The sequence below is a fragment of the Paenibacillus sp. cl130 genome (assembly GCF_900116035.1).
Taxonomy (GTDB): domain Bacteria; phylum Bacillota; class Bacilli; order Paenibacillales; family Paenibacillaceae; genus Paenibacillus; species Paenibacillus polymyxa_B.
The window spans coordinates 18,999-42,541 of the sequence record NZ_FOYG01000014.1; the positions used below are offsets into that span (position 1 = coordinate 18,999).

Genomic DNA, 23,543 nt, shown 5'->3' on the forward strand with positions numbered 1-23,543 from the left:
CTCACCATGACAGACTTCCAAGCAGTGTTTCTAACAGCTTGGTTACACTTACATTCCAACGGGTTTGTTGCTTTTCGTCCAATTCGGCTTTTAGGCTATTGTTAATGTGCTTGTTCTCCAGTGCAATGGTATATAGAGGATCAAGGGTTACATAGGAAACGGGAGAAGTACTTTTGATCCGAAAAGTTGTGCTTTTGCCTGCGCCGTCCCAAGCCTTGAATATCGTGGTACCATCCTTGAAGGTAAATTGGACAGGGATCTTGGGATAATCCGCCCCTTTTTTGCTGACCGTCACGACTGCTTCATATCCATTCTCCAGCTTGTGGTTCGTGATATGATCCACCGAAAAGTCCGCCATCTGGCCGTCATATACATACTGTTCAAAATAGTGGCTCCATGAGCGTCCGGTGGCTCTCTCCACGATACGTTGAAAATCCTGGGAGGATGGATGCTTGAATCGGTACGTCTGGACGTAGGTCCGCATAATCCGATCCATTTTTTTCATACCCACCTGACGTTCAATGCCCCGTAGTACCAGCTTGCCTCGAGAGTAGGCGTTTTGCGCGTACTCAGCAGCCGAGCCGTACTTCCATGACTCGCGGTTTAGCGGCTGTGGGGAGGCTATCTGTCCCGATTGTAATGGCAAGTTGGGGGTAAGCCCATATTCTTGCTCCATAAGCCGCTCCTCTGCATAGGAGGTGAAGCCTTCATCCAGCCACGGCTCCTCAAATTCGTTATTGGCTACCATTCCGTAGAAATATTGATGTCCAATCTCATGAACTAATGTTCGTTCCAGACTATAGCCAGGATTTAGATTACCCGCAGCAGCGGCTGTGATGAGTGTCGGATACTCCATACCGCCGGCTCCATTGCCTGATTTGGGTGGAACCACGATGGATAGGGTGGAATATGGATAAGGCCCGTACCATTTGCTGTAGTACGAAAGAGCGGCCTTCGCTGCGCTCATATAGCGCCCTTTGAGCTCCTTGTGCGACGGGTCAAGGTAGAGCTTGATTTTGACACCAGGGACTTCAGCAGAAGAAAAGGGTTCTTCTACGGTTACAAAGTTGGGTGAAGCGGACCAGGCAAAATCGTGTACATCATCGGCATAAAATTGATATATTTTTTGGCCGTTCTGTCGGACGGCACCACGGGTGGGAAATCCGGTCGCTGCTACGATATGAGTTTCAGGCACCCGAATCCGTACGCTGTAAATTCCAAAATCGGCATAAAACTCGGAGTTACCATGATACTGGTGGAGGTTCCAGCCCTCCTCGGCGCGTCCACGTTGTCCTGCAGTCTCGTAGACGCTGAGCTTCGGGAACCACTGTCCTGCCATTACAAAATCATCTGTCGCACCCATACGAGCGAAGATGGCGGGCAGTTTTACCTCAAACTTCATATATAATGTGATTTCTTCGCCACCTCGTACCGGCTTGGGTAGACGCACCTTCATGAGCGAACGGTCGCCTGCGTTACCGTCATCTGGCTGCACATATTGGATGCGGTGCATGAGAGATAAACCGTCTTCTGTTTTTAGTTCAGTCAGCGTCATGGAGCCAAAGCCGTCTTTGGGCATGGTGTCTCCGCGCAGCTTTCCACCGGATTCCTTCATAAAGGTGGTTTCCATGGAAGAGAAGGCATTCGGGTATAGATGAAGATACAGATCATTCACGGTTTTCTTGCCCGGATGCCTCCAGGTCAGTGTCTCAGTGCCTCGCAAAACCTGTCCTTTTTCCAGAGACACATCAATGTGGTACTCTACCACCCGTTTGCTGAGGATTTCTGTAGCGGGCTGTGGAGGGTTCTTGGGCAGGTCAGGCAGGATGTTTGCCCCTAGAGGCATGCCCATATTTGGGGCAAGCGCAGACTCAGACAGGGAGCCGTATAGTGGTTGGCCTATGGACTGCGGGTCTGATTGCGATTGGGGCTGCCAGGCAAACCATAACGTCCCTGCGAGGAGACCGAGGGCTAGTGTAGACAATAAAACGATTTTAGTGCGTGCTGGGGTCATACAATGGATACCTCCCGTTGACAAGCATCTACAGCATGTATATGTTTGCTTTCAGGAGATTATTAGTTAAAATATTTATAGTGTAGAATGAGTGTGAAGACGGAAAATGGAGGTCTAGTGACGCATGAGTGAAAATCAGCCGGACGGCAAAAAACAGATTGCACTGAACATTGTCAGTGGCAAGAGTAAACATAAGGGTTTCGGCGCAGGCTCAATCGACCTGAACAGCATGTCTCCGGTCATCATTGACCGAGGAGAGGCAAAAATTGATATCGGTGCCATGCATGCCAAAAGTAAAGTAGAACGTGGTATCAAGTTCTCTACGAATAAAGAGGATGTACCGAACGGACGCCAGGTATGGCTCGTATGGGTAGCCGTGGATCGTACGCCCGAAGGACGTATGTACGGCGGCGCCACCGCCTGCGAGATGCTGATTGACGACGAAGCCAAACGCGGCTGGAAAATCCTCGCCGATCACGTCAACCGTATGGATTACGCGCTCAAGCGTCGTTTCATGCTGGATGATCTCGGCAGCGAAGATAGAGCAGCGCTTAAAAGCCTGCTAATTTCGCATAACGAGGAATGGTGGGACGCTTCGCCTGAGGAATTGAAGCAGGCGCTGGAAGGATAGGCCCAGCGTTAACGCAGTAAAAAAAGCAGCCACTTCTGTGGGCTGCTTTTTTTATTTATCTGAGTTGACACTAACCTTTTAGTAAGTAGTTGTCCTGAAAGTGCATACTTACATATTTGTAGCGCTCACTTTATACTCAAAAATAAATAATACTTAAGGAGGACAATTCTTTGAAAACTCTTGTTATCGTTACACATCCAAGCATCGAGGCATCTGTCATAAATAGGCGATGGGTAGAAGAACTCAAAAAATATCCAGAAAAGTATACTATCCACGAATTGCATAAGGTTTACCCTGACGGGAACATTGATGTGGAAAAAGAGCAGCACTTCATTGAATCACATAGCAATCTCATTTTACAGTTCCCAGTTTATTGGTTTAACAGTCCGCCTCTCCTTAAAAAATGGCTTGACGATGTTTTTGTTTATGGCTGGGCTCATGGTTCAAATGGAGGTGACAAATTAAAGAATCGTAAGGTTGCTTTAGCAGTATCTGCCGGAAGTAAAAAAGAAGATTATAGTGAAGAAGGAAGATATCGCCATACACTTGAGCAGCTATTATCTCCTTTTGAAACAACCTTCCTATATTGCAATGCAGATTATCGTTCGTTCTTTGCGTTTTATGGTACAGAAAAAGAGTCTGGCGAAAATGAGATTGGTACGTCCGAAAGCGAATTGGAGAAAAGCGCACGAGATTATTTGAATTTTATTGACAGCCTGTAATAGGAATGTCTATTGCTGTCCGTCCTCCAGAGCTGGCAAACCATTTTCCTCTCCCCACTCGCACATCATATTTAATAATGGAATGAGAGAAAGGCCACGTTTAGATAGTGAATATTCAACTTTTGGAGGGATCTGGGGAAATTCCTTGCGTATGATAAGGCCATCTGCCTCTAGCTCTTTTAACATGATGCTTAGTGTTTTGAAGGAAATGGTACCGATACTTCGCTTCAGCTCGTTATGTCGCATAACCTTATTTTCAAAAAGCCAATATATAATGATCATTTTATATTTACCGCTTATTAAGGACAACGTATATCCAAAGCCAGTGTCTTTTAGGACCACGCCAGACGGAACACAGGGTTCACTCATAAATTACACTCTCCTTTAGGTAAGTATATAATATGAATGTGCATACTTTACAACTGATCATTATGCAATTTTAGTGAAAGGATGTAAAGTATGCTCGCTATAAAATGTTTCTGTATCTTTAAACGGAGTGATTCTAGAAACGGAGAGGAGCATCTTGACATCCTGGAAAGGCATTCACTATAATTCAGATAGAAATCGCTTCCACTCCTTTTTTTATTCATTTTGTGGAACCGGTTCCTTGAAAGATGTAGTTAAGTCCTATTCACTGTTTATGAATGTAATCTCTAAATAAGGTGGCATCGTTATGTTTAAATGGTTGAAAAAGAAGGCGGCTCCTCGTATTGAAGAATTCGACATGGTAGCACCAATCAAAGGAAAAGTGGTTTCCCTTGAAGAGGTTCCAGATCCTGCGTTCTCTACGAAGGCTATGGGGGAAGGCATCGCTATTCATCCGACTGAAGGTAAAGTGACTGCTCCTTTTACGGGTAAAGTCGTCCACGTGATGGAGAAAAGTAAGCATGCTCTGATCATTGAGCATGAATCTGGTGTACAAATTTTGATACATGTCGGGATTAATACAGTTTCCCTCAAAGGACAAGGGTTTAACCCTCACGTTCAAACAGGAGATAACATTAAAGCAGGGCAATTACTGATGGAGTTTGATCTAGACGCGATTCAACAGGGGGGATTGCCTGTAATTACTCCGGTAATCGTTCCAGACGGGCAAGAGATGATCAGCCATGTGGAAATCTTGGAAGGAACATCTGCCTCTTCAGAAGTACCCGTATTAAGAGTCCACTTAAAAGCCTAGTTCTCATTCAGAAAAGACTAACCAGGAATTCCTGGTTAGTCTTTTCTTTAGATGATTATCTGATCGGTCAAGGATCGGGTATGACCATGTAATCAAAAGCTAGGATTCACATATTTCAGATATCCGCTGATTACAATTGCCTTCGTACAGCCCTCCATGAAAGCAGATCACTTTTTTAATATCATAAGGCAGCAGGTTTTTAAGAGATTCTTTGGCCATATTGAAATCACAGCAGTATTGCGGGTCTGGAGCCAATAATTTGCTGCTTACTACGCGTAGGGCATCTCCTGCAATCAGGGTTTGACTGGATTTATGATAGAAACTTAGGTGTCCTGGTGTATGACCAGCAGTATCTATAACTATGATCCCCCCACAGAAGGACAATTCCTCTCCGGCAACGATGGTGGAGTTTACAATAGCCTTTGGGGGATTTTCAAGTGTACGCCGGAATGCATGTCTCCATTCTACCGGAACGGATTCGGGCATGGAGCTTACAGCTTGATCTATTGCTTCTGGAGTCAGCTTTATAAGCTGTTTTTCTCCTTGTATATAAGGCCTTTCGATAGAACTGGCTAATACTTGAACTGGGGATGAGGAAGCCCGGATTATATCTGTTAAACTGCCGATATGATCAAGATCCTGGTGTGTTATTAATATGGAGGTAAGTTTATGGATTGCTAATCCGGTGTCTAGAATAGCCTCATGTAAAAGTGAGAGTTGCCCGGGGTAAGTCGTATCGACTAAAATCATGTTATCTTCGTCCCACATTAAAGTGGGGTGAATACTCTCTATACTTCCCATGATGTTAGCAGAAACCTGGAGTATGTGTATTCCCTTGTCTAATTGCATCGAATCCCTCCCATAAGAGTTGATGTAATACAAAGGAATCGTATCATGAAATCCAAATATGTAAACCAATATTATAACATAAAAATAATTATTTGTAAATATGCACAATTTTAAATTTGTGTGACAGTTAAGGAGTGATGACGTGAAGAAAATTTATTTTGTCAGACATGCCCAAGCAACCGGACAGGAACCAGATGCCCGACTCACCGATGAAGGTACCCGGCAAGCTGAGCAGTTGGCTGATTTTATGGAGAATGTAGGTGTGGAATATATTGTGTCCAGTCCATGGAAACGGGCCGTGCGAACCATTCAGCCCTTGGCTGAGCGTAGACAGTTGCAGGTATATACTGATCTACGTCTTCAGGAACGTGTATTAAGCGGTGAGCATCTGGATCATTGGCTGGACGTGCTGGAGCAGACGTATTTGGACGAGGACTTGAAGCTGGAGGGAGGAGAATCATCTCGTGAAGCAGCAGATCGAGGAATCCAGCTTGTCCAGGAGCTTATAGAGCGGGCGGAAAAAACGGTTATCATTGTAACTCATGGAGCTTTACTATCTCTTCTCATTCGACATTACGATCCGCAGTTTGGTTTTGAGGAGTGGAAAAAACTTTCGAATCCAGACATATATTTGCTAGAACTGAAAGAAGCAGAAGCCAAGATTCATAGAGTGTGGAATACGGGTTGAAATAAATAAAGCACGTTCACCATAAGTGCAGAATGGAATCGAAGAGGGAGGCGCATGTTGAATGCAAACCGTTTTTTTAGAATTAGAAAAGGCGTTGTTTCAAGCTTGGTCTTTGGAGTCTAGCTCTAAATGGATAGCAAATAATCCTGCGGCTGGACAATGTGGTGTCACAGCGCTTGTCGTTCAGGACAGGCTTGGCGGCGATATTTTGAGGACATGGCTGGATAGTGGTTGGCACTATTACAACCGCATTGGTGAGGACATTATAGATTTTACGAGGTCGCAATTTTCAATCCCTCCACAGTATCAGGATGTATACTCCAACCGGGAGGAGGCTTTTTCGGACACCAATGCAGAGCAGTATACAGCTTTAAGTCGGAGATTAAAGGAATTTCTGAACGAAGAAGAATAAGGGGATTTTGGTGCATCTTCTGTAGCCTTGATTTATATTAAAATGTTTCCGTAGCCAAATAGGCTTTGGGAGTAGGGAGAGAGTATGATTAACAAATATATAGCAGTTGCGGTTATCGTTCTTGCGATTGTTTGTGGCTTGGTACTGAATGCTTCTAAACAAAATCCAATAACATTGGATCAACAGGAAACAGCCCCAGAAAGTAAAAAATATTCAGGTGAGAAGTACATAACGAAATATACTTATAAAAAAATTAATGATCAAAAGGCTTCATTGATGACATCCAATATTCTTCATGCTACATCGCTGGAAGAGGAGACTGTTGCTCAGTTTAGAGGAGCGCTAATTACTTTATTTGGAGAACCTCAAAGGACATCAGAAAATTTTGAAGAAGCATATGAGTACATAATTAAGGCAACAGATCCAAATGGGCAAAGCTGGATATTGACTGCATACGAGGGACCAGGAGGCCCAGCTATAGGAGGGGACACCGAGAAAGAGTCTATAGAAGAAGTCGCGCAGGATTTGCTGAATCTAATTGAAGCCACAAGGCCCGCTAATTTCGAAGATGTGGGCTATTATGAGGATACTGGATCTACTATTCGTTATGGATGTAAGGAACAAGTCTGTTTTCATCAGGAAAGCACTACAGAGCAATATGCACCGGATAAGTGAAAGTACGGAGTGAACAGTAAAATTTTTGAAGATAAAAGCTGTATTTACGTTATAAAATGAGCTATACTGAGGTAAGAATAGTAAAGGAGTCGTGCGCTAACACGACTCCAGTATACAACCACTGCTTAAAGAGCAGTCGGCAGTAGGGTCCAACAATAGACCGTTACCTTTGTGGGGGGCGGTCTATTTCTTTTTCATGTAGGTAAGCAATGTTTCTTTAGAAAAAAACTAATGCAGCCAATGGCCGGGAATGCTTAGAGAGGGGGGCAGTTTGGTTTTACAATTGCCCTTAGCCGAATTTAATTGCGCTTGTGTAAGGAAAATACTTCCTTCCAGATTAGCTCCACTTAAATCAGCGTCTCTAAAATCCGCACCGATAAGGTCGGTCATTCTCATATCGGCTTCTCGGAGGTCAGCAGCAATAAGTAAAACTCCTCTCAAATTGGCACCCCTAAGATTGGCGCCTCTCAAATTTGCCCCGATAAGGTCTCTACTCCTGATTTTTTTATTATATTTATTGCGCTCTAAGTTTTTCTTACCTTTTTCTCGTACTAACTCACTTGTTTGTAAAAGTAAATCATTGACTAACGCCCTATGGGTTGGTACATGAAGATTTATGAGGGATTTTGGATCTTGATCCGTAAGCTGCTCGGTTTTCGCCATAGCTTTTTGTAAGTCTGTATAGATGGGGTGAGTTTCTTTTAAGTTAAGGGCTTCATTTAGGTAATAAAGCATTTCATGAAGCTGTTGCATGATGGGAAATATACTGAACATTTCCTCAGCTATTGCCGGGTGGTCTCGCCAGCTTTTTCCGTTGTATGTAACTTGGGAAATTTTTTGACCTGCTCCAAAGCAATCATATACCGTACAGCCTCGCAAGCCGTTGTTTCTTAGATTCTTATGAATATCACAACGATAATCCGCATTTAGGTTTTGACAAGGAGTTCCTCCATCCTTATTAAAAGCAAAATCAGCTGATTTTGCATAAGGCAAGGCTACACAGCATAAACCAAAACATTGTTCACAATTTGCACTATACAATAAACACACATCCTTTTACTGGCACCTATTAAATATAATATTACCAAAAAAAGATGGAGCATGGTCTATTGTTTTTTCATAGACTTCTAGAGTCTGCTGGATCGTTTAGAGAAGAAATTTAGTCTTTTGCCAGGTTCAATTGCCATGAGACTCCGTATTTATCTTCAACCCACCCAAATTGTTGGCTTACGGGAGAGGCTTCAAGGGGCATTAGAACTCGGCCTTCCTGAGATAGCTGGTCAAACACGCTATGGATTTCTTCTTCCGAATCACAAGTGACGAGTAGCGATAGAGCTGGGGTAAAAGGGTGTTTGTTGTGATGATTTTGGTCAATAGCCATAAAAGTCTGCCCTTTGAGGTTGAATACGGCATGTAACACGGTTCCATCTTCCTGATGAAAAATGCTCATAATACCAGACGGCTTAAATACAGAGGTATAATATTGCATGGCTTCTTCTGCTTGACCTGAGAACATGAAAAATGTTGTAATTTTTGGACTGGAATCTTGCATGAGATCAACTCCCTAGACTGGATCGTAGATGATAACATCTTTCCTCTTTTTTAATAGAAATATTCAACAGTGGAGAAGTGCTTCATAAAGAAAGGTATGCAAACATGGGAAAGGGGAAAACAGGATGATGGACGCGACAGCAGGGCTTATTGATATGTTCGGCTCAGGCAAGAAGCTGGACGCCAGCATCATTTCCGCTTATACGGATGTGGTTGCCCAATATGGGACCATGGAGGATGCTTGGGAGTTATACAGGCTTTTTGTAGAAGATCCCCATCATTATATCCGGGGGTTACTCCTCCAGCCGATCATGAGATGCGGGGATGTTACTTTGGCGCAGGATATGTATGAGCGTTACGTTCAAAATCAGGCATCCCCAGAACATATACCTGACGGTGTGCTGTATGTGCTAGGTTATTTGGGTTATGTGGAGGCTGCTGCTGATCTTGTCGCTTTGGTGAATGGGCCATATGGAGTTGCGTCTGTGGATGCCTGTTTGGGACTGGTACATCTTCCATGCGAACCGTATCGTGAACAACTAGCGGCTGAATTGGAAAAAGTGTTGGATCAGAATTTGTTTAATGAATTCTTACCTCTGTTAAGCTTTAAATGCACTACTGAAGATATGATTCCGCGATTGGTACATTGGGGAGAGCAACATGCTTCCGTAGACTGTAATGCAGGAATTATTGCTGGAATAGCATTGTTTGGAGAAGGGCAGAAGGATACGATTCGCTCTATCCTGTGGAATCCGTTTTGGGAGGCTCATGGAACGGCTACAGGCAGTTGTGTGTGGTCTTATTTTGCTATGCAGCATGTAGGGCTAACCTTTAGGGAGCTCGTTCAGGATATAAAAAGCTACGATGCATCCAAAGAAGATGTACAGGCATTGGAATATCGTTTGGACGTGCTATATGAGATGTTGGAACTCAAGCTAAGCTATACAGCCCGACCGATCCGGTTCGCTCGCAGCAATGAGGAATCATTTGGTCAGCTATATAGCGATTTGTTTAGCTGGTCTAACGAACATCACGATGACTCTATTATAGGCTGGATGAATGAACAGTTGGGGGTTGAGCACCGACTGCTGGAACGGTATTATGAGCTAAGGAAACGAGTCGAGATTAAAATGGTGCATGAAATTGAGCTGGAGCATGTTCAGAAAGGGAGTTAATCGTAACAGGAAATAAGAATTTTTGATGTAAAAGGACGAAATAGCGGAGTTTGGCGGCGATATGGGGATTCGCCCAGTCCGCGGGCTGATGTCCCGCATAGGATACATCAGCCTAGAACACAAGGAGTGAAACACATGTCTTTACTGCCACAAGTTCCTTTCGGAACGCAACCGGGTACTCCGGGTCCATTCACGCCGTCAGGTCCTTCGATTCCACAATTTCCTGATATGCAGGATTCCTTCCCATCTCCGATAGGTCCGCCACCAGGCCCAGGGCCATTTTCGCCACAGCCGTTCTCACCGCCGCCGCAGGGGCCATTCGGTCCGCAAGGTGGGCAGCAAACTCAAGCACCAACTTCCCCACCACCGCAATTTACGCCACCGAAGCCGCTGGTTTCGGCGTATGCGGTTGACCCTGGAGCCATTTTCGGTTGTTTGTTCCGCAACACGTTTGTATGGCTGACGAACGGGGAGCGTTTCTGGATGTACCCTGTCTTTGTAGGCAGGACATCCGTAGCGGGTTTCCGGTGGAGTGGTCGTTTTTGGTTTTATTACGGTGTAGACACTAACCGTATTGAGTCGTTTAGCTGTTATTGGTAATCGCGCAGCTTTAGGGAAGAGCGGGGCTTAACGGGATGATGGCTGATGGCACTGGCAAGAGAGGTAAATGGGTAAATGAGGTAAGTGAAGCGAAAATAAAAAGACTGAGAGAGCGCTCATCGCGTTCTCCCAGTCTTTTTTTGCTATTAATCCATCCACCAACGCTTAAAATTGCCCCACCACGATTTCTTTTCGGCTTGTCGCTCCGCTTGGTCAGTTGGCGTTGCTGCCGGTGGGTTATTTTGCCCCGACAGCGTCTCCTTTGGCTCCGTGCCGCTGACGAATACCTCCAGCCGCTTGTCCGGGCTGTCCGGTGCAGCCAGCTTGCCGCTGGCCGGATCAATATAAGCGCTGACTACGCCGTCAGGGATAGGGAAGATTTTGGGCGGCACATTCTCCAGCGCTTTCTCCGTATATTGCGCAAAAATCGGAGCCGCCCGTCGGGCATCCTGTGTGCTGATGGCCTTGCCCTTGTCGTAGCCGACCCAGACAGCGGTGGACAGCTCGGGGGTAAAGCCGACCATCCACGCATCGGTGTTGGTCGTGCCGCTCTTGCCAGCGACCGGGCGCTTGATCAGCTTCGCGACCCGGTTGCCGGTGCCGCCTTCTTCAAACACGCCTTCCATGAGGCGTGTGAGGACGTAGGCGGAGGCGGGCTTCACCACCTGCACGGGCGCGGCTTGGGGCGCTTCGTACAGCGACCGCCCGGCCGCATCGGTGATGCGCAGCACTGCCACCGGAGCCACCTTTTGCCCGCCGCTGCCGATGACCGAGAAGGCCGAGGCCATCTCGAACGGGCTGACGGGCGACACGCCCAGCGCCAGCGAAGGTACGGGCTTGAGCTCGCTTGTAATGCCCATTTTGCTGGCGAGGCCCATGACCTTATCCGTTCCCACCTTCAAAATGGTGCTAACGGCATAGATATTATCGGACGCCGCAATTGCGCGCCGAAGATCTATTTCGCCCAAATATTTATCTCCAAAATTTTTGGGCTTATAGGTCTTGCGGTTGTTATCGTAGTGGAACAACGTCGGTCGGCTTTCGAACTTGGACGTACTCGTCAATTCGCCGGAATCCAGCGCGCTCAGATACATAATCGGCTTGAAAGCGGAGCCTGGCTGCCGGGTTGTGGCCAGCGCATGATTATATTGATTCCCGACATAGTTCGTTCCACCGACCATGGCCTTGACATGTCCGTTGCGCGGGTCCATGGAGATTAACGCGGTTTCCAGTCCGTTGCTGCTCTTCATGCCCTCGTTTACAGCCGCCTCGGCTGCTTGCTGCATGTGCATGTCCAGCGTGGTATAAATGCTCAGGCCACCATGCTCAAGCACCCCTTCGCTAATCCCAAGCTGATGAGTCGCCAGTTGGCGGACGTAATCGCGGAACCAGGGAGCGGCTTCCACTGTCCGGCGCTGGCTCTCGGGCCGCAGGGCCAGCATTTCCTCATAGGCCTTGGTGGCTTCGGCCGGAGTAATTTTGCCGGTGAGCGCCATGGAGTCCAGTACAATTTTCTGCCGATCCTTTGCATTTTTCATATGATTATACGGTGAATAGTAGGTCGGTCCTTTCGGAATACCTGCTAACAGGGCGCTTTCGGCCAAATCCAGATCCTTTGCGGATTTACCGAAATACATTTGCGAAGCCGCTTCAATGCCATAGGCGCCGTGACCATAGTAAATTTCGTTCAAATACATTTGCAGCAACTCATTCTTGGTGTACTTCATTTCAAGCTGTGCGGTATAAATGGCCTCCTTGGCCTTGCGAGTCCATGTTTTCTCATGAGATAAGTACAGATTCCGTGCAAGCTGCTGAGTCAGCGTGCTGGCCCCTTGCGACATATCCCAGCGGGTCAGATTAACGATTACCGCCCGGCCCAAACCTTTGAAATCAAAGCCAAAATGATCGTAAAACTTCCGATCTTCCACAGCCAGGGTAGCTGCAATCAAATCGGGTGAAATGTGATCAAGCTGGACCGGAATGGATTCTTTGCCTCCAGCAGAGAAAGTGGCGATGACTTGCCCTTGACTATCGAGCAGACGTGAATTCCGATCCGTATCCGCGAGCGGAAGGCTGGTCGTGTACAAATAGGCGAGCAGGATGCAGGCGGCGATGACCGTCAGAATAGTGAGAGACATCAGTCCTTGAAAGCATCGAAGCCAAAGCGGTTTACGCTTGGGGGATCGCCCGGTCGTATCGGTCATCATGCCACCTCCTTCCATAGTTGATGTTCTCAGTATAGTCAATCCGAAAGTGTCTATTCATCAGATACACACACGTGTCTATTTTAAACAAGATTAAATCTCCAAATTGCTTTTGCAGTCCATTCAGGTATCACTTATAATGCAAAAAGTGTGAAATTCCAATGCGTTTGGTACAATAAATATAGCAAACTCGGCGTTTGCGTGTTGCTGATATAAGGAAAGTCAACGTTTATGCTACCGGATTGCCGGACACATACTTTGATCAGAAAGAAGGTTGGAATGATGGACTTGTGGTTTACGGAGAAGCAGACTCCCTCTTTCGGCATTACAGCAAAAATCAAACAAACCTACGTCTCTGAGAAAACAGATTTTCAGGATCTGGCTATGATCGAGACTGAGGAATTCGGCAATATGCTTGTTCTGGATGGCATGGTGATGACAACGGTTAAGGATGAATTTGTGTATCACGAAATGGTAGCACATCCGGCCTTGAATACACATCCGAATCCGAAAATAGTTTTGGTTGTGGGCGGTGGCGATGGCGGCGTTATTCGTGAGGTTATCAAGCACCCTGAAGTGGAGAAGGCTGTATTGGTTGAGATCGACGGTAAGGTGATTGAATATTCCAAAAAATATTTGCCTGAAATCGCAGGAAAGCTGGACGAGCCTAATGTAGAAGTGCTGGTCAATGACGGATACATGCACATTATTGAACACAAAAATGAATACGACGTCATTATGGTCGATTCGACGGAGCCGGTAGGTCCGGCAGCCCCGCTGTTTGAGCGCGGGTTTTACCAAGGTATTTTTGAAGCGTTGAAGGAAGACGGCATTTTCGTTGCGCAAACGGATAATCCTTGGTTCAAGGCAGACCTGATTCAGAAGGTCAACAAAGATGTGAAGGAAATTTTCCCGATTGTGCGTGTGTATGGTGCGAACATTCCGACCTATCCGAGCGGTCTTTGGACATTCACGTTGGGTAGTAAGAAGTATGATCCGCTCGAAGTAGACGAGACCCGAATTCCAGAGATGGACACCCGATATTACAGTCCGCGTCTACACAAAGCGGCGTTTGTATTACCTAAATTTGTGGAAGATTTAACGAAGTAAACATTTTAAGAAGCGCCTTAGTGGTCTTTATTGCCTGTTTTTGGGTGAGAAAGAGCGCTATAGGCGCTTTTTTGTGTTGGATAAGATTTGGAAAAGGCTATGAAAGCATACTGGACACCGGATTTCCTTTTAAGATAAAAGAAGGAAATTTAAGGGTGTGCGTAGAATATACAAAAAACCAGACAATTAACAGATTTGTAATATCAACAAGGGAGGTTTGGTTATGGAAATACATAAATTGGCGATGTACCAAAGAGGGGGAAACTTTTTTGATCAGACGCTCTTTTTATTACCTGTGGGGGTCTCAGACGATCTCCAACGTAGCAGATATCATCTACATGTTGAGTGTAGTGGTATTGGTGTTCAGTTCAAGTAATTCCTTAATGACGACTATTTTAATCCCGTTGTTCCGATTGTCTGCCCAAGTGCTTAGTGGGCTCGTTGCACCGATCGTCCTCGGCCGATTTCGGCTGACGCGCGTGTTGCTATTTTCCCAGTTTGGGCAGTTTGTCATTTTTACGCTGCTGCTGCTTTATTTGTGGATCGTACCGGAGCAGAGGTCGTTTCTATTTATTTTTGTGATGGTGTTTGGTATGTCTTTTCTGGATGGCTGGACAAATCCTGCGCGTAATGCGCTTGTACCCCGTTTGGCTACGGGTGAAGGGCTAATGCGGGCCAACGGCATGGTAGCGGTCAGTGATCAGGTGGTCAGGTGTGCAGGCTGGGCGTTGAGCGGAATTATTGTGGCTTGGCTGGGTTCCCTGAATACGCTTGTGATCGCATCCGGTTGTTATCTCGTAGCTGTAACTGTCACGTCCTTCGTCCGCGATCCACTGGATCAGAAGGAATTAAGTCTTGAAGCTTCGGATTCCTCAACAAATCTAGTAGAACCTGCAAAGGGAAAGGAAAAAGGCTCCCATTGGAAAGAGCTTGGGGAAGGCTGGAAAATCATTTGGCACAACCGTCGTATTCGTTCTCTGATGATCGTCGATAGTGTGGATAGTATTGGGGGAGTCTCCTGGCTCGGCGTATTTATTTTGGCGTACGTCAGTCAAGTGCTGCATCGGGATGCAAGCTGGTGGGGCTTTATGAATGCGTCCTTTTTCTCGGGCACGATCTTGGGTGGATTGATTGTCGTTGGCTTGGTCAAGCGATTGCAAAAGAACAGCTTTTTGTACATGCTCGGAGCGTTACTGTTGTATGTACTGATTACAATTGTATTTGCGCTGAATACAATCCCCGTTGCTGCACTTATTCTTTTTGCTGTATCAGGCTTACCTGTTCAAATGGCTGGGATTATTCGCCGCACCTTGCTGCAAACCAGTGCACCGGCAGCCCAGCTGCCCAAAGTGATGGCGGGAATTGATGTGCTTACAAATCTCGCTTTCGGTCTGTCCTTGTTATTTATGGGCTGGTATGCAGACCGTTTCGGTATGGTACAGGTGTATTTGTTGGCCGCGGCTATGACGACCATTGCTATCTTGATCGGCTGGTTGTATCGCAGGGATTTTCAGGAAAGTGAGCAAATGGACCATCCAACCGCTACGGGCGCTGGGATTTAAAATTGGGGTTCTCGTTAGGCGTGACATCATTCATTGGATGACTACATAATTAAATGCAGTTGTAAAAGTGAACGTGACGATTGGGGAGAATAAAAGCCTGCAATTCTCCTCAATTTTACAGGAACACCACTGGAATAACGTTGACGGTGGTGTTCCTTTTATAACTATTAAATTAATTGGTATATCTGTTGAGCAGTATGTGCCATTCCTAATGTCAGGTCCGTTTGCTTTTGAGATATGTTTTGACGGCAGGAGGAGTGTAATTTGTAAATTGCCGTAGGATTCCTTGCGGAGTGGTATCCGTAATTACCATCGCACGATATTTTTCCTGCATAAATTGTTCCTCAGCCATACGATCGAACAAGGTAATAAGAGGATCGTAATAATGGTTAATGTTTAAAAGACCGCATGGCTTTTCATGCAAGCCTAATTGCGCCCATGTGAAGATTTCAAAGTATTCTTCCATTGTACCTGGGCCACCTGGTAAAACAATGAATCCATCCGCAATCTCTGCCATTTTAGATTTTCGTTCGTGCATGGAATCAACAATGATTAATTCGCTCAGGCCATTATGTGCAATTTCACGGCTTTGCAAAAAGTGAGGGAGCACACCGATGACGCGACCTCCTGCATGAAGTGCAGCGTCAGCCACTGCACCCATTAAACCAACACTTGCTCCTCCATAAACCAGGCTTATTTCCTGTTCGGCAAGTGCCTTGCCCAGAGCAACAGCATGCTCTCGATAAATCTCAGACGCTCCATTACTGGAACCGCAAAAAACAGCAATGCTTTTCATATGAGATTCTCCTTTATGTATATCTTTTTGCAAGTTTTTGCTGGTGTGTTCGAAATATATCCTCCAAGGTGATGTCATACTTGTTGGCGATCACGATGAGATTACCCAGTACGTCTCCAAGTTCTTCAGTTAAATGGTCCTTGTTCTCCTCGAATGAACCATCGATCTCATCAGGCCGGTCTCTGCCGATCTCCAGGGCGCGAATAGCTCTCGCAACCTCCCCGGTTTCCTCTGCCAAGAAACCAATTCGGACAAAGATATCCAAATCAGACCAGTTTCTCTCCTGATAATATTGCTTGACCCACTTTTGAAATTCATTAATATCCATATTCAGCCTCCCAACTGAAACCCATGCATAGGTGTTGGCTATACACAAACCATAAGGTATAGATGAAACAGAAACGTTTGTTCGTGTTTTATTATATAATATAAGAGGCGAATTTATCAAAGAAAAATTAAAAAGCCGTTTGCTTAAAAAGCAACCGACTTTTTAAAAGAACGTTGACCTTAATGATGCGACCGTATCCGGTCAGTCTTTTAAGCCGTAGTGAACTGGCTGTTATAGAGCGAGGCATAATGGCCGCCGCTGGCAAGCAGTCCCTCATGGGTACCGCTTTCGACGACATCGCCGTTTTTCATGTATAAAATCAAATCCGCTTCGCGGATGGTCGATAGTCTGTGGGCGATCACAAAGCTGGTGCGTCCGGCAATCATTTTCATAAATGCTTTTTGGATACGCGCTTCTGTCAGGGTGTCTATGCTGCTGGTCGCTTCATCCAGGATCAGCATAGGTGGATCGACCAGGATCACCCTCGCGATGGTAAGCAGCTGTTTTTGGCCTTGCGACAGGCTATCGCCCGATCCGCTGATGACCGTATCATAGCCATGAGGCAGTCGTTTGATGAAACTATGCGCATTGGCAGCTGTTGCAGCCGCGATGACTTCTTCGTCTGTAGCCTCCGGCTTCCCGTAAGCGATATTGTCCCGAATGGTCCCGCTGAACAGCCAAGTATCTTGAAGTACCATACCAAAGTTAGTCCGCAGGCTGTCCCGGCTCATGTCGTTGATATTCACCCCGTCGATGGATATCGAGCCACTGTCCACATCGTAAAACCGCATGAGCAGATTGACGAGTGTGGTTTTACCAGCTCCGGTCTGCCCGACAATGGCCACACGAGTGCCTGGCTTAACCTCCAGACTAAAGTTCGTAATGAGCGTACGTTCCGGATTATAGGAGAATTTGACATGATCAAAAAGAATCGTGCCTTTGCTGCGCTCCAGCTGTACGGCGTTCGATTTTTCCGGCTGCTCTGGCGGTGAGTCTAAAATCGCAAATATGCGCTGAGCAGAAGCCGTAGCTGCCTGGAACTGAGTCAGCACACCCGTAATTTCATTAAAGGGCTTGGCGAACAAATTGGTATAAATTAGAAAGCTCGACAATCCGCCTACCGAGATCACGCCCAAAATGATGGAGATACAGCCAATCATGGCGGTGACTGAAAAAGTCATGTTGTTCACCAATCGGGTGGAGGGGTTGGACAATGATCCGTAAAACTGCGATTTCACCCCGGCTTGATACAATTGTTCGTTTCTGGCGGAAAATTCCTCAAGCGAGCGGTTTTCATAATGAAAAGCGGTAACTACCCGTTGTCCGCCGATCATTTCTTCGACGTAACCGTTCAGGCTTCCTAAAATTTTGGCCTGTTCGCGGAACATACGCTGCGACCTTGTAGTAATGAACCGTGCCACGCCATATGTGATCGGGGCAGACACCAATACGACCAACGTCATGATCGGACTGATATACAGCATGAGTACAATGGAGCCTATAATTGTAATAATCCCGGTAATCAATGTGGAAAATCCTTGTAGCAATCCATCCGACACAGCATCCATATCGTTCACAAAACGGCTAATGCTGTCTCCTTGTGGATGAGTGTCATGAAAGCTTAACGGAAGGATATTAAAATGATCAAATAATTCCCGCCGCATATCATTTACAGTCTGAAAAGCAATCCGGTTCGTCAAATACGTGAGCAGCCAGCTAAATAGACTTCCTACTACATATACAAGGCCTAATCCAGCTAGAATCTGCGCAATACCTTTAAAATCCACTGCTCCCTTATCCACCATGTGGTCGATAGCTTGACCAATCATGTAGGGTCCGATCAGACTGGCAAGCACGCTGAGAAACGCACTGACGATGACCCAAAATGTTGTTGTTTTATATTGACCCACATAGGTTAACAATCTTCTCCAGGTTTCCTTGCCACTCATTGGTCTACCTCCTGCGTTGAGAGCTGGGAATGATTAATTTCCTGATATACATCTGAGCTGCTCATCAACTGTTCATGTGTGCCGATACCGACAATCCGCCCCTCATCAAACACAATTATTTTATCAGCATGCTGTACGCTGCTTACTCGTTGCGAGACCAACAGGACGGTCATACTGGTGCTATTTTCACGCAGCGATTTGCGGAGGGCGGCATCGGTAGCAAAATCAAGTGCGCTTGAGGAGTCATCCAAAATGAGAATTTGCGGATTGCCGACAATAGCTCTGGCAATGGTAAGTCGCTGCTTTTGTCCTCCCGACAGATTAAGCCCCCCTCGGGTGATCGGAGCATCGAATTTCTCCGGCAAGTTGGAAATGAACTCATCTGCTTGCGCGATTGCTGCGGCTTGAGCGACTTCCTCATCGGTGGCGTGTTCATGCCCCCAACGGATATTATCCGCTATAGTTCCAGTGAACAGCAGCGCCTTCTGAGGAACAATACCGATTTTCTGCCGCAATTGCGCAAGCTTATACTGCCGTACGTCAATGCCATCAACCTCTATACGACCTTCTACTACATCATAGAAGCGGGGAATGAGATTCACGAAGGTGGATTTCCCCGAACCTGTTCCTCCGATGATGCCGACCGTTTCACCGGGATAGATGTTTACCACTACATCGCTAATTGCCAGTTGCCCTGTCGTATTGTATCCAAAGGAAACATGATCAAAAGAGATGGCTGGTATAGCGCCATGCTCAGTTGTTCCCTCCCTGTCTATAGGTGTAGAAGTAGCAGCAGTGTCGGAAATCGAAGCTTGCGTGTCTAGGACCTCCTGAATCCGCGCTGCTGAAGTGGCAGCCTTGGTGAACAAAATAATTAAATTGGTCACCACAATCAGAGCCAGTAAAATTTGCGTAATGTAATTAATAAAGGCAATAATCTCCCCTTGTGTAAGAGATCCATATTGGATATGGATGCCGCCGATCCACAGGATTGCAATAATAGCTCCGTTTACCACCAGCAAGGTGGCAGGGCTTAGCAAAGCAGAAATACGTCCGACACGAATAGCGGTCTGAGTCAGGTCATCTGAAGCAGTGTTGAATTTAACTCGTTCAGCTCCTCTTTTGGCAAATGCGCGTATGACCCGTACGCCTGTAAGATTTTCGCTTAGCACCAGGGCGATTTTATCCAATTTTTTCTGATACCGACGATACAGTGGTGAAGCCTTCGTAATGACCACATATAGGATCAAAGCCAGAACTGGTGTAGCCGCCAACAGCACCAAAGCCAGGCGGAAATCCAGAATCATTGACATGATAATAGCCCCGATACAAATAAAAGGAGCACGAATGACCAGACGAATCAGCATCGCTACAGCCGTTTGAAGCTGATTGACATCATTCGTAATCCGGTTGATGAGCGAGGGCGTACCGAACTTATCGAGATCAGCATAAGAAAACGATGAAATATGCTTAAACATCGTATTGCGCAGCGTAGTTCCGAATCCTTGAGAGGCACGGGCTGCGTAAAACTGACACACTAATGAACTGCCAAAGCCCAGTATAGTCATGAGTAACATCAAAAGACCCATCTGCCAAACATAATGGGTGTCTCCTTTACCTACGCCATGATTGATCATTAAAGCAACCATAGTAGGCAGCAATAGTTCCAAGATGGCCTCAATCAATTTAAACAGAGGCCCAAGAATCGTTTCCTTTTTATAGGGTTTCAAAAAAACAGCAAATTTCAGCAAATAAACCATCACCTAACCTAAATAATGTATATAGCCTCATGCCGCAATAGCATAACTGAATTTGATTATGGCACATCCCCAACCATATGAATAATATTTAATATATATTAGAGGTATAGGTTTTACATATATCAGTACCGGAGGTCCATAAGGATGGAATTGAGACATCTCAAGTATTTTTTGGCGATCGCAGAGGCCGGACAGATTACAGCGGCAGCCAAAAAGCTGCAAATCGCGCAGCCTCCTTTAAGTCAGCAGCTCATGCAGCTAGAGGAAGAGCTTGGTGTAAAGCTCGTGCATCGAGGCTCACGAAGTATCCAGTTGACGGAGGCCGGCATCATTTTACAGAACAGGGCCAAGCAGATCTTGGAGCTGACAGATGCCACAACGAGAGAAATCAACGATTTTGCCTTGGGGATGAAGGGGACGCTCACCATTGGAACGGTCTCCTCTTCCGGCGCAGCCCTGATGAAAGACAGGCTTTCCGAATTTCATAAAACCTATGCGGGTGTAAAATTCGAAATTCATGAGGGAAATACCTTCATGATTCTTGATCTTTTGAACAAAGGAATTGTAGAGGTCGGTATCGTCAGAACCCCTTTTAATACCACCGATTTAGGGTGCAGATATGCGTCCTCCGAGCCGATGATAGCAGTGATGACAGAAGAACATGACTGGAACCCCGAACAGAAGACCATCCCGTTGTCTGATTTGAAAAACAGGCCGCTCATCGTATATCGCCGCTTTGAACAATTGATCCACGATACCTGTATGAAGCATGGCTTTGAGCCAAATTTCTTTTGCAAAAACGATGATGCTCGCACCACGCTTCACTGGGCTAATGAAGGACTAGGGATCGGTATGATTTCGCGGTCTGCGTTGTCACTCGGAAGCAATAACCAGTTAATCGTTAAGGAAATTATGTGTGAAGAATTACATACGCGTGTGGCGGCTGTTTGGCTGAAGGATAAATACATGTCTTCTCTAGCCTCTCGATTCATTGAAAGTTTTAGCCAAGCATCCGATGAAGCTGACTTAAGGTAGCTAAATTTTTTGGATGAAAGCATCTTTTTGTAAAAACTCATTTGAATTGCAATCGGGAACTGGATATAGTAGTACAGTAGGATAGCAATAGAATGGAGTTTGAATACATGCCACATAATGCAAAGGTCCGAATCCGTCTTCATAGTCATCATGACGGAGAAGATGTGGTACAGGAACTTCCCGGAGAAGCGATCGTGCGTGGGAAGCATCTATATATAAGGTACGATGAGCCGCAAGAAAGTCCTGAGGGCGGTACGACACGGAACACAGTCAAAATCGGACCGGATGAGCTAAAGCTGATTCGTCACGGTGAGGTACAATCAGAGCAGTCGTTTGCGCTGGGACGCAGGTTGCCTGGATTTTACCGCTCGCCTTATTTAAACCTGAACATGTCTGCGCATACGCAGAAGCTCGATATTCGGATGGATGGATTCACCGGACATGTGAGCTGGACCTATGATCTGTACGTATTTGAGGATTTCTCGGGGCATTTTGCCATCAGTTTGCATATACAGGAGGAGCAATAATCATGACAAGCAATCCACTGGAACTTATTAATCAAAAGGTAACCTCAGCAATTGAGGCGGCGGTGCTGGCTACCGGAATCGTGAGCCGCGAAGAGCTGCCGACCATTACGCTGGAGGTACCGAAGGACAAGTCACACGGTGATTTGGCCACCAACGCCGCGATGCAGCTCACCCGCATTGCGAAGAAGAACCCACGGCAAATCGCTGAAGATTTGATCGCGAATATGGATTTAGCTTCTGCTTCTATTGAAAGTGCGGAAATCGCTGGACCGGGCTTTATTAACTTCCGCCTGAACAAGAGCTACCTTTATGCTGTTATTGGACAGGTGCAGGAGCAGGGGGCAGATTACGGGCGTATACAGGAAGGTGCGGGCAAAAAGGTGCAAATCGAGTTTGTTAGCGCCAATCCGACGGGTAGCCTTCACTTAGGTCATGCACGTGGTGCAGCCGTAGGGGATGCTCTTTGCAACGTGCTTGATTTTGCTGGATACAAAGTAACTCGTGAATACTACATTAATGATGCGGGTAACCAGATTTACAACATGAGCCGTTCTATTGAAGCGCGTTATTTGCAGGAGCTGGGACAGCCTGCGGAGATGCCGGAGGATGGTTACCATGGTGAGGATATCATCGGGTTTGCCAAGGAACTGGTGGCCGAAAAGGGAGATTCTCTGTTGTCTATGGAACCGGGAGATCGCGCTGCTTATTTCCGTGACTACGGTCTGGAAAAGGAACTGAACAAGATCAAGCGCGATCTGGAACTGTTCCGTGTACCTTTTGACTCCTGGTTCAGCGAAACGTCGCTGTATGAAAACGGTGAAGTGCTTAAAGCGCTGAATGAGCTGCGTGACCGTGAGGAGATTTACGAAAAGGACGGAGCTACATGGCTGAATACGACCAAGTACGGCGACGATAAAGACCGCGTCTTGATCAAAAATGACGGTACATACACGTACCTGACTCCGGATATCGCTTACCATCGCGATAAATATGCTCGTGGGTATGACACGATCATCAACATTTGGGGAGCGGATCACCACGGCTACATTCCACGGATGAAGGCAGCAATGGAAGCACTGGGCAATGACCCGGATAAGCTTAAAGTGCTGATTGCCCAAATGGTCAGCTTGTTCCAAAATGGGGAAAAAGTAAAAATGTCCAAACGTACCGGCAAGGCCGTGACGATGGAAGATCTGATGGAAGAAGTGGGTGTAGACGCGATTCGTTACTTCTTCACTATGCGCAGCATGGATTCGCACCTGGATTTTGACATGGATTTGGCGATTTCCACCTCCAATGAGAATCCAGTATTCTATGTGCAATATGCGCACGCACGTGCATGCAGCGTATACCGTCAAGCCGAAGAGCAAGGTATTGCTGTGCTGCCGTTGGCAGAAGTTGACTTGTCCAAGCTGACGGCTGAGCATGAATACGATCTATTACGCAAAATCGGCGAGCTGCCGGAAGAAGTATCGGTGGCGGCTGCAAACTTTGCACCACACCGTATGATTCGCTATGTCTACGAGCTGGCTTCATTGTTCCACAGCTACTACAAGGCAGAGCGCGTCATCACAGAGGATGCCGCTCAAACGCAGGCACGCTTGGCGTTGTTTGGTGCGGTGCGCACTACCATTGCCAACGTACTGAAGCTGGTGGGCGTGTCTGCACCGGAACGTATGTAAGCAAGCAACTTTAACATCTTGACCTTGTAGTCATATAAATAATAATAAAAGGAACCGTTCGTATCACCCTCAACAGGGTGGCGCCTCGGTTCC

The 23,543-nt window shown here is 46.4% G+C and carries 23 protein-coding genes; 13 read left to right on the plus strand and 10 right to left on the minus strand.

Annotated features, from left to right (window positions below; translation table 11 throughout):
* Position 1: 1 nt before the first annotated feature.
* Complete coding sequence (locus tag BM358_RS25075; protein ID WP_028542597.1) at positions 2 to 2,014, minus strand: M1 family metallopeptidase; 2,013 nt, start codon at positions 2,012 to 2,014, stop codon at positions 2 to 4.
* Between the two features lie 124 nt (positions 2,015 to 2,138).
* On the opposite strand from BM358_RS25075, the gene BM358_RS25080 reads away from it, so the two are divergent.
* Positions 2,139 to 2,645, plus strand: coding sequence for a YwhD family protein (locus tag BM358_RS25080; RefSeq protein ID WP_028542596.1), 507 nt, complete (start codon positions 2,139 to 2,141; stop codon positions 2,643 to 2,645).
* Positions 2,646 to 2,815: 170 nt separating this feature from the next.
* The gene (locus BM358_RS25085) at positions 2,816 to 3,367 is read left to right on the plus strand and encodes an NAD(P)H-dependent oxidoreductase (protein WP_028542595.1); all 552 of its coding nucleotides are present in this window, start codon (positions 2,816 to 2,818) and stop codon (positions 3,365 to 3,367) included.
* Between the two features lie 9 nt (positions 3,368 to 3,376).
* Here BM358_RS25085 and BM358_RS25090 read toward each other — a convergent pair whose 3' ends face one another.
* A complete protein-coding gene (locus BM358_RS25090) occupies positions 3,377 to 3,736 on the minus strand; it encodes a winged helix-turn-helix transcriptional regulator (RefSeq protein ID WP_025723772.1) in 360 nt (119 codons plus the stop codon).
* Between the two features lie 304 nt (positions 3,737 to 4,040).
* Here BM358_RS25090 and BM358_RS25095 point away from each other — a divergent pair, with 304 nt between their 5' ends.
* Positions 4,041 to 4,547, plus strand: a complete 507-nt coding sequence (locus tag BM358_RS25095; protein WP_025723771.1) for a PTS sugar transporter subunit IIA — start codon at positions 4,041 to 4,043, stop codon at positions 4,545 to 4,547.
* Between the two features lie 99 nt (positions 4,548 to 4,646).
* Here the strand turns inward: BM358_RS25095 and BM358_RS25100 are convergent, their stop codons facing one another.
* The gene (locus BM358_RS25100) at positions 4,647 to 5,396 is read right to left on the minus strand and encodes an MBL fold metallo-hydrolase (protein ID WP_028542594.1); all 750 of its coding nucleotides are present in this window, start codon (positions 5,394 to 5,396) and stop codon (positions 4,647 to 4,649) included.
* 142 nt (positions 5,397 to 5,538) lie between these two features.
* Between BM358_RS25100 and BM358_RS25105 the strand changes: the two genes are divergently transcribed.
* The 3 genes from BM358_RS25105 to BM358_RS25115 all read left to right on the plus strand — a co-directional run bounded on the left by BM358_RS25105 (position 5,539) and on the right by BM358_RS25115 (position 7,171).
* Positions 5,539 to 6,084 carry a histidine phosphatase family protein gene (locus BM358_RS25105; protein ID WP_028542593.1) on the plus strand — a complete coding sequence of 182 codons (546 nt, stop codon included), beginning with the start codon at positions 5,539 to 5,541 and terminating at the stop codon, positions 6,082 to 6,084.
* 61 nt (positions 6,085 to 6,145) lie between these two features.
* Positions 6,146 to 6,496 (plus strand): YunG family protein, encoded by a 351-nt coding sequence (locus BM358_RS25110; protein WP_028542592.1) that lies wholly within the window; start codon positions 6,146 to 6,148, stop codon positions 6,494 to 6,496.
* Positions 6,497 to 6,580: 84 nt separating this feature from the next.
* Positions 6,581 to 7,171, plus strand: a complete 591-nt coding sequence (locus BM358_RS25115) for a hypothetical protein (RefSeq protein ID WP_028542591.1) — start codon at positions 6,581 to 6,583, stop codon at positions 7,169 to 7,171.
* A 228-nt stretch (positions 7,172 to 7,399) separates the two neighbouring features.
* Here the strand turns inward: BM358_RS25115 and BM358_RS25120 are convergent, their stop codons facing one another.
* Both BM358_RS25120 and BM358_RS25125 read right to left on the minus strand, forming a co-directional pair.
* Entirely contained in the window at positions 7,400 to 8,212 is an 813-nt protein-coding gene (locus BM358_RS25120) for a pentapeptide repeat-containing protein (RefSeq protein ID WP_049828494.1), read from the minus strand.
* A gap of 118 nt (positions 8,213 to 8,330) precedes the next feature.
* Positions 8,331 to 8,723, minus strand: coding sequence for a VOC family protein (locus BM358_RS25125; protein ID WP_028542589.1), 393 nt, complete (start codon positions 8,721 to 8,723; stop codon positions 8,331 to 8,333).
* Positions 8,724 to 8,847: 124 nt separating this feature from the next.
* Here BM358_RS25125 and BM358_RS25130 point away from each other — a divergent pair, with 124 nt between their 5' ends.
* Positions 8,848 to 9,897: a hypothetical protein gene (locus BM358_RS25130; RefSeq protein WP_028542588.1), complete on the plus strand. Its 1,050-nt coding sequence runs from the start codon at positions 8,848 to 8,850 to the stop codon at positions 9,895 to 9,897.
* 135 nt (positions 9,898 to 10,032) lie between these two features.
* Positions 10,033 to 10,497: a hypothetical protein gene (locus BM358_RS25140; protein WP_028542587.1), complete on the plus strand. Its 465-nt coding sequence runs from the start codon at positions 10,033 to 10,035 to the stop codon at positions 10,495 to 10,497.
* Positions 10,498 to 10,643: 146 nt separating this feature from the next.
* Here the strand turns inward: BM358_RS25140 and BM358_RS25145 are convergent, their stop codons facing one another.
* On the minus strand, positions 10,644 to 12,701 hold the full coding sequence (locus BM358_RS25145) for a transglycosylase domain-containing protein (RefSeq protein WP_028542586.1): 2,058 nt from the start codon (positions 12,699 to 12,701) through the stop codon (positions 10,644 to 10,646).
* A 282-nt stretch (positions 12,702 to 12,983) separates the two neighbouring features.
* Here BM358_RS25145 and speE point away from each other — a divergent pair, with 282 nt between their 5' ends.
* Positions 12,984 to 13,811 carry a polyamine aminopropyltransferase gene (gene speE, locus BM358_RS25150; protein WP_028542585.1) on the plus strand — a complete coding sequence of 276 codons (828 nt, stop codon included), beginning with the start codon at positions 12,984 to 12,986 and terminating at the stop codon, positions 13,809 to 13,811.
* Positions 13,812 to 14,080: 269 nt separating this feature from the next.
* The gene (locus BM358_RS25155; protein ID WP_028542584.1) at positions 14,081 to 15,373 is read left to right on the plus strand and encodes an MFS transporter; all 1,293 of its coding nucleotides are present in this window, start codon (positions 14,081 to 14,083) and stop codon (positions 15,371 to 15,373) included.
* A gap of 214 nt (positions 15,374 to 15,587) precedes the next feature.
* On the opposite strand, the gene BM358_RS25160 is transcribed toward BM358_RS25155, so the two are convergent.
* From BM358_RS25160 to BM358_RS25175, 4 genes are all read right to left on the minus strand, one after another.
* On the minus strand, positions 15,588 to 16,169 hold the full coding sequence (locus BM358_RS25160; RefSeq protein WP_028542583.1) for an LOG family protein: 582 nt from the start codon (positions 16,167 to 16,169) through the stop codon (positions 15,588 to 15,590).
* A 13-nt stretch (positions 16,170 to 16,182) separates the two neighbouring features.
* Positions 16,183 to 16,497, minus strand: a complete 315-nt coding sequence (locus tag BM358_RS25165) for a MazG nucleotide pyrophosphohydrolase domain-containing protein (RefSeq protein ID WP_025718465.1) — start codon at positions 16,495 to 16,497, stop codon at positions 16,183 to 16,185.
* A 209-nt stretch (positions 16,498 to 16,706) separates the two neighbouring features.
* Positions 16,707 to 18,446 carry an ABC transporter ATP-binding protein gene (locus tag BM358_RS25170; protein ID WP_028542582.1) on the minus strand — a complete coding sequence of 580 codons (1,740 nt, stop codon included), beginning with the start codon at positions 18,444 to 18,446 and terminating at the stop codon, positions 16,707 to 16,709.
* Positions 18,443 to 20,197, minus strand: coding sequence for an ABC transporter ATP-binding protein (locus BM358_RS25175; RefSeq protein WP_028542581.1), 1,755 nt, complete (start codon positions 20,195 to 20,197; stop codon positions 18,443 to 18,445). The genes BM358_RS25170 and BM358_RS25175 overlap by 4 nt, the downstream gene beginning before the upstream one ends.
* A gap of 153 nt (positions 20,198 to 20,350) precedes the next feature.
* Between BM358_RS25175 and BM358_RS25180 the strand changes: the two genes are divergently transcribed.
* The 3 genes from BM358_RS25180 to argS all read left to right on the plus strand — a co-directional run bounded on the left by BM358_RS25180 (position 20,351) and on the right by argS (position 23,450).
* Positions 20,351 to 21,241 (plus strand): LysR family transcriptional regulator, encoded by an 891-nt coding sequence (locus BM358_RS25180; RefSeq protein WP_028542580.1) that lies wholly within the window; start codon positions 20,351 to 20,353, stop codon positions 21,239 to 21,241.
* A 92-nt stretch (positions 21,242 to 21,333) separates the two neighbouring features.
* On the plus strand, positions 21,334 to 21,768 hold the full coding sequence (locus tag BM358_RS25185; protein WP_013308207.1) for a YwiB family protein: 435 nt from the start codon (positions 21,334 to 21,336) through the stop codon (positions 21,766 to 21,768).
* 2 nt (positions 21,769 to 21,770) lie between these two features.
* The gene (argS, locus tag BM358_RS25190) at positions 21,771 to 23,450 is read left to right on the plus strand and encodes an arginine--tRNA ligase (RefSeq protein ID WP_028542578.1); all 1,680 of its coding nucleotides are present in this window, start codon (positions 21,771 to 21,773) and stop codon (positions 23,448 to 23,450) included.
* Positions 23,451 to 23,543 lie beyond the last annotated feature (93 nt).

Bases quoted from the DNA above. Each gene is read 5' to 3' on its own strand.
- BM358_RS25075 (WP_028542597.1), bottom strand. From the start codon at position 2,014: ATGACCCCAGCACGCACTAAAATCGTTTTATTGTCTACACTAGCCCTC.
- BM358_RS25080 (WP_028542596.1), top strand. From the start codon at position 2,139: ATGAGTGAAAATCAGCCGGACGGCAAAAAACAGATTGCACTGAACATT.
- BM358_RS25090 (WP_025723772.1), bottom strand. From the start codon at position 3,736: ATGAGTGAACCCTGTGTTCCGTCTGGCGTGGTCCTAAAAGACACTGGC.
- BM358_RS25095 (WP_025723771.1), top strand. From the start codon at position 4,041: ATGTTTAAATGGTTGAAAAAGAAGGCGGCTCCTCGTATTGAAGAATTC.
- BM358_RS25100 (WP_028542594.1), bottom strand. From the start codon at position 5,396: ATGCAATTAGACAAGGGAATACACATACTCCAGGTTTCTGCTAACATC.
- BM358_RS25110 (WP_028542592.1), top strand. From the start codon at position 6,146: ATGCAAACCGTTTTTTTAGAATTAGAAAAGGCGTTGTTTCAAGCTTGG.
- BM358_RS25115 (WP_028542591.1), top strand. From the start codon at position 6,581: ATGATTAACAAATATATAGCAGTTGCGGTTATCGTTCTTGCGATTGTT.
- BM358_RS25125 (WP_028542589.1), bottom strand. From the start codon at position 8,723: ATGCAAGATTCCAGTCCAAAAATTACAACATTTTTCATGTTCTCAGGT.
- BM358_RS25130 (WP_028542588.1), top strand. From the start codon at position 8,848: ATGATGGACGCGACAGCAGGGCTTATTGATATGTTCGGCTCAGGCAAG.
- BM358_RS25140 (WP_028542587.1), top strand. From the start codon at position 10,033: ATGTCTTTACTGCCACAAGTTCCTTTCGGAACGCAACCGGGTACTCCG.
- BM358_RS25145 (WP_028542586.1), bottom strand. From the start codon at position 12,701: ATGACCGATACGACCGGGCGATCCCCCAAGCGTAAACCGCTTTGGCTT.
- speE (WP_028542585.1), top strand. From the start codon at position 12,984: ATGGACTTGTGGTTTACGGAGAAGCAGACTCCCTCTTTCGGCATTACA.
- BM358_RS25160 (WP_028542583.1), bottom strand. From the start codon at position 16,169: ATGAAAAGCATTGCTGTTTTTTGCGGTTCCAGTAATGGAGCGTCTGAG.
- BM358_RS25165 (WP_025718465.1), bottom strand. From the start codon at position 16,497: ATGGATATTAATGAATTTCAAAAGTGGGTCAAGCAATATTATCAGGAG.
- BM358_RS25170 (WP_028542582.1), bottom strand. From the start codon at position 18,446: ATGAGTGGCAAGGAAACCTGGAGAAGATTGTTAACCTATGTGGGTCAA.
- BM358_RS25180 (WP_028542580.1), top strand. From the start codon at position 20,351: ATGGAATTGAGACATCTCAAGTATTTTTTGGCGATCGCAGAGGCCGGA.
- BM358_RS25185 (WP_013308207.1), top strand. From the start codon at position 21,334: ATGGAGTTTGAATACATGCCACATAATGCAAAGGTCCGAATCCGTCTT.
- argS (WP_028542578.1), top strand. From the start codon at position 21,771: ATGACAAGCAATCCACTGGAACTTATTAATCAAAAGGTAACCTCAGCA.